General features: G+C 74.0%; 5 protein-coding genes. 2 read left to right on the top strand and 3 right to left on the bottom strand.

Going from position 1 to position 4,809, the window contains the following annotated elements; translation table 11 throughout:
• Positions 1-113: 113 nt before the first annotated feature.
• The 3 genes from ACTT8P_RS37850 to ACTT8P_RS37840 form a co-directional block, all read right to left on the bottom strand.
• Positions 114-317 (bottom strand): hypothetical protein, encoded by a 204-nt coding sequence (locus tag ACTT8P_RS37850; protein WP_442836329.1) that lies wholly within the window; start codon positions 315-317, stop codon positions 114-116.
• A 182-nt stretch (positions 318-499) separates the two neighbouring features.
• Positions 500-1,663: a family 2 encapsulin nanocompartment cargo protein polyprenyl transferase gene (locus tag ACTT8P_RS37845; protein ID WP_442836328.1), complete on the bottom strand. Its 1,164-nt coding sequence runs from the start codon at positions 1,661-1,663 to the stop codon at positions 500-502.
• 46 nt (positions 1,664-1,709) lie between these two features.
• The gene (locus tag ACTT8P_RS37840) at positions 1,710-3,116 is read right to left on the bottom strand and encodes a family 2B encapsulin nanocompartment shell protein (RefSeq protein WP_442836327.1); all 1,407 of its coding nucleotides are present in this window, start codon (positions 3,114-3,116) and stop codon (positions 1,710-1,712) included.
• A 330-nt stretch (positions 3,117-3,446) separates the two neighbouring features.
• Between ACTT8P_RS37840 and ACTT8P_RS37835 the strand changes: the two genes are divergently transcribed.
• Positions 3,447-4,025, top strand: a complete 579-nt coding sequence (locus ACTT8P_RS37835) for an N-acetylmuramoyl-L-alanine amidase (RefSeq protein ID WP_442836330.1) — start codon at positions 3,447-3,449, stop codon at positions 4,023-4,025.
• Between the two features lie 58 nt (positions 4,026-4,083).
• On the top strand, positions 4,084-4,809 hold a 726-nt coding region (locus tag ACTT8P_RS37830; RefSeq protein WP_442836326.1), incomplete at its 3' end, for a 1-aminocyclopropane-1-carboxylate deaminase/D-cysteine desulfhydrase.

Here is a 4,809-nt window from a genome sequence, read left to right as displayed (position 1 = left end):
TCTCTCGGTTCGAACGACTGCGTCCCGCTGCCTGACGGCAGCGGGACGCAACAAGGAACCATTTACCAACAGTGTCCACACCGGCCGGGCCCCTTCGCCGTGCGCGCGCATGCTCAGGCGGGCCGGGTCGTCTTCTTCCGCGTCGGGCCGGGTTCCTTCTCGGCCGTTTCGGCCGCTTCGGGGCCGGCCGCGCACTGGGGGTCGCGGCACGGGCCGGGGGCCCATACCGGTACCCACGCGCCCAGCGTCTTGTGGCGCCGGACCACCGTTTCGACAGGCTGTCCGCAGACCGGACAGACCTGCTGGCCGCTGTCCATACCTCCAGCGTAGAGCGGCCCGCGCCGCGGCGCAGGACCGCCGAAGGACGGGCCCCGCACCCCGTGACGAGGTGCGGGGCCCGTCCGGCCGGAGCCGGGCGGTGCGGCCGTACGCCGTCGGGCGCCGTACGGCTCTGCGGGCTCCGGGGTCGCGGTCCTCGGGTGCTGCCCGAGGGGGTGCCTCAGGTGTTTCTGCGGGTCACGAACTCGGCCAGGGCGAGCAGGCCGCCCGCCGCCTCCGGGTCGGGTACCGCCCGGGACAGTTCCTGCATCGCCCGGCCCATCCGGTCGGCCGCCTCGGCCTGGGCCCAGTCCCGGCCGCCCGCCCGCTCCACCAGCAGCGCGGTGGCGGCGAGGTCCTCCGTGTCCTCCTCGTACGGCCGCGCGTACAGCGCCGCCAGTTCGGCGGCCGCGGGGGTGCCGGAGGTGAGCGCGGCCACCACGGGCAGCGACTTCTTGCGCACCGCCAGGTCCGCCCCGGCCGACTTGCCGGTGCGGCGCGGGTCGCCCCACAGGCCGATCACGTCGTCGATCAGCTGGAAGGCGAGCCCGGCCTCGCGGCCGAACGCGTCCAGCGCCCGTACGTCCTCCTCGGGGGCACCCGCGTACAGCGCGCCCAGGGCGGCGGCACCGCCCAGCAGCGCGCCGGTCTTGGCCTCGGCCATGGCGAGCGTCTCGTCGAGGGTGATGCCGACCGGGCCGCGCCGCTCCATGGCCGTGTCCGCCTGCTGTCCCGCGCACAGTTCCACCACGCAGTCGGCGAGCCGGGCGAGGGCCACCGGGGACGCCGGGTGCGGGTCCTCGGCGAGCAGTCTCAGCGCCAGTGCCTGGAGCGCGTCGCCCGCGAGGATCGCGTCGGCGTCGCCGAACACCGTCCAGGCGGTGGGCCGGTGCCGCCGGGTGGTGTCCCGGTCCATCACGTCGTCGTGCAACAGCGTGAAGTTGTGCACCAGTTCCACCGCGGCCGCCGCCCGCACGGCCGCCGCCGCGGCCCCGGGACCGCCGAGGGCGGCGGCCGAGGCGAGGACCAGCGCGGGCCGGATCGCCTTGCCGGAGTTGCCCGCCGCCGGTGTCCCGTCCGCCTCCTGCCAGCCGAAGTGGTGCAGCGCCACCCGGCCCAGCGGCCCCGGCAGGGAGCCGAGCGCGGACCGCAGCTCCGGGTCGACCGAGGCCCGGGCCCGGCGCAGCAGGTCCGCCGCCTCGTGCCCGTCGGCGCCCTCCGGCTCGGCGGGCCCCCACCCCTCGGCCGGCGGCCCGTCGTCCCGCTGTGTCCCGAGGGGACCGCGCCCTTGTGGTGTCACGTGCTCTTCCGGTGTCACGTGCCGTTTCAGCGACACGTCCGTCATGGACTTCCCCCGCCCCGGCCGGCCCACGGCGTCCGGGCGCCGGACGTCACCGCCAGCGGCCGATCTCGACGTTCTCCAGCACGCCGAGCGCGTCCGGCACCAGCACCGCCGCCGAGTAGTAGGCCGTGACCAGGTACTTGATGACGGCCTGTTCGTTGATGCCCATGAAACGCACCGACAGGCTCGGCTCGATCTCGTCCGGGATGCCGGTGGCGCGCAGGCCGATGACACCCTGGTCCGCCTCGCCGGTACGCAGGGCGATGATCGAGGTGGTCCGGGCCTCGGTGACCGGGATCTTGTTGCACGGGTAGATCGGTACGCCGCGCCAGGTCGGGATGCGGTTGCCGGCGATGTCGATGGTCTCGGGGACCAGGCCGCGCTTGTTCAGCTCGCGGCCGATCGCGGCGATCGCGCGCGGGTGGGCGAGCAGCAGCTTGGTGCCGCGGCGCCGGCTGAGCAGCTCGTCGAGGTCGTCCGGTCCCGGCACGCCGTCGTGCGGCTGGATGCGCTGGTCGTACTCGCAGTTGTGCAGCAGGCCGAACTCGCGGTTGTTGACCAGCTCGTGCTCCTGGCGCTCCTTGAGCGCCTCGACGGTGAGCCGGATCTGCTGCTCGGTCTGGTTCATCGGCTGGTTGTAGAGGTCGGCGACGCGCGAGTGGATGCGCAGCACGGTCTGGGCGACGCTCAGCTCGTACTCGCGCGGCTTGGCGTCGTAGTCGACGAAGGTGTGCGGGATGTCCGGCTCGCCGCTGTGGCCGGCGGCGAGGTCGATCGCCTTCTCGCCGTGCTTGTTGGTGGCCTGCTGGGGTTCCGCGCGGCGCTGCTGGAGGTGCTCGCGCAGCGAGTCGCTGCGCTCGGCGACCTGGTCCACCGCCTGGCGGGGCAGCACCAGGACGGTGCAGGCGGTCACCGCGCGGGCGGTGTACTCCCAGATGGCGTCGCCGTCGAGCAGCGCCTGCTCGCCGAAGTAGGCGCCGTCGGCGAGGACTCCGAGGACCGCGTCGTCACCGTAGGGGCCGGTGCCGACCTTCTCCACCTTGCCGTGCGCCAGCAGGTGGACCTCTTCGTTCGCGTTGCCGAACGAGGCGATCACGTCGCCCGGGCCGTACTGGCGTTGCTCGCAGCGCCGGGCCAGTTCCGAGAGCACCTCGTCGTCCTCGTACGACCGCAGGGCCGGCAGCTCGCCCAGCTCCGCGGGGATGACCTCCACCCGGTCGCCGGTCTTCACGAACGTCACCCGGCCGTCGCCCACGGCGAAGGTCAGGCGCCGGTTCACGCGGTACGTACCGCCCTGGATGTCCACCCAGGGCAGCGTGCGCAGCAGCCAGCGGGAGCTGATCTCCTGCATCTGCGGCACGGACTTGGTCGTGGTGGCCAGGTTCCGCGCGGCCGCCGTGCCGAGGCTCTGCTGCGGCCTGGTCTGCTCGGTGCGGACCTCTTCGCCTACCGACATAAGGAATTGCCCTCCCGGTCATGCCCGGCGCGACCGCGCACGGGCATCGATGTGCAGGGGCCAGCCTTCCTCACGGAGCGTGCCGGTGCTATTACCCGAAAGAGCGGGAATGGATCAGGCCCAGCCGGGGCAGACTTGGGCCTTCCGTCCCGCCCTCCCGGGACCCGGCGGCCCCTTCGAAGGCGCCCGCGGGGCAGCGAAGTTGTCCGAATCGGCTCGTACGACGGCCGAACAGGCGGTGGACGCGGCTCCGTTTTGGTACAAGCACCGTACGAGGCGGCCGCGTCGGGCGGTCGCGCGAAGGCTAAGGAGCCGGTGATGGCCACACCGATGTCCGCGAGCGGTTTCCTCAAGGCGCTGAGGGCGGAGGGTCTCACGGTCGTCGAGGTGGGCGACTGGCGTACGCACAACCGCAACTCCAAGGGCGCCTGGGGCCCGGTGCACGGCGTGATGATCCACCACACGGTGACCAAGGGCAGCGCCCGGACCGTGGACATCTGCCGCAAGGGCTACGAGGGGCTGCCCGGCCCGCTGTGCCACGGCGTCATCACCAAGGACGGCAGAGTCCACCTGGTCGGCTACGGCCGGGCCAACCACGCCGGTCTCGGCGACGACGACGTGCTGCGCGCGGTGATCGCCGAGAAGGCGCTGCCCAAGGACAACGAGGCGAACACCGACGGCAACGCCCGCTTCTACGGGTTCGAGTGCGAGAACCTCGGCGACGGCGCCGACCCCTGGCCCAAGGCCCAGCTGGAGGCCATCGAGAAGGCCGCGGCGGCGGTCTGCCGGCACCACGGCTGGAACCAGCGGTCGGTGATCGGGCACCTGGAGTGGCAGCCGGGGAAGGTGGACCCGCGCGGGTTCACGATGGCGTCGATGCGCGAGCGCATCCGGGACCGCCTCAAGTGACTCCGGCCCGCCCCGGCCCGCCCCGGCCCGCCCCGGCGCACGGGGTGACAATGGCCCGGTGACCAGTACCGCCGCCCTCGGCCCCCGGCTGCCCTCGCCGGTCCAGGAGCTCATCGACGAGCGGTTCGCGCGGCACGGCGTACGGCTGCTGCTCAAGCGGGACGACCTGATCCACCCCGCGCTGGTCGGCAACAAGTGGCGCAAGCTGGCGCCGAACCTGGCGGCGGCGGCCGGCCGGACGGTGCTGACCTTCGGCGGCGCCTACTCCAGCCACCTGCGCGCCACCGCCGCCGCCGGGCGGCTGCTCGGCCTGTCCACGGTCGGTGTGGTGCGCGGCCAGGAACTGGCCGACCGGCCGCTCAACGACTCCCTCGCGCGGTGCGCCGCCGACGGCATGCGGCTGCACTTCGTGGACCGCTCGGCGTACCGCCGCAAGACCGAGCCCGAGACCCTGGCGGCCCTCCTGGCGGCGGCCGGGGCGCCGGAGGCGTACGTGGTGCCCGAGGGCGGCAGCAACGCCGCGGCGGTACGCGGCTGCCGGGCCCTGGGCGCGGAGCTGGACGGGGCCGCCGACGTGGTCGCCGTCGCCTGCGGCACCGGCGGCACGCTGGCCGGGCTCGCCGCCGGTCTCGGCCCCGGGCAGCGGGCGCTCGGCGTCCCGGTGCTCAAGGGCGGCTTCCTGGCGGGCGACATACGGCGGCTCCAGGAGCGGGCGTTCGGCGGACCGCGGGGCACCTGGAGCCTGGACGACCGGTTCCACTTCGGCGGGTACGCGCGCGTACCC

The sequence above is a fragment of the Streptomyces sp. JW3 genome, from assembly GCF_052216785.1.
In the GTDB taxonomy this organism is placed as follows: domain Bacteria; phylum Actinomycetota; class Actinomycetes; order Streptomycetales; family Streptomycetaceae; genus Streptomyces.
Note: the sequence above shows the minus strand (reverse complement) of the source record. Positions and strands in the feature narration are given on the sequence as shown.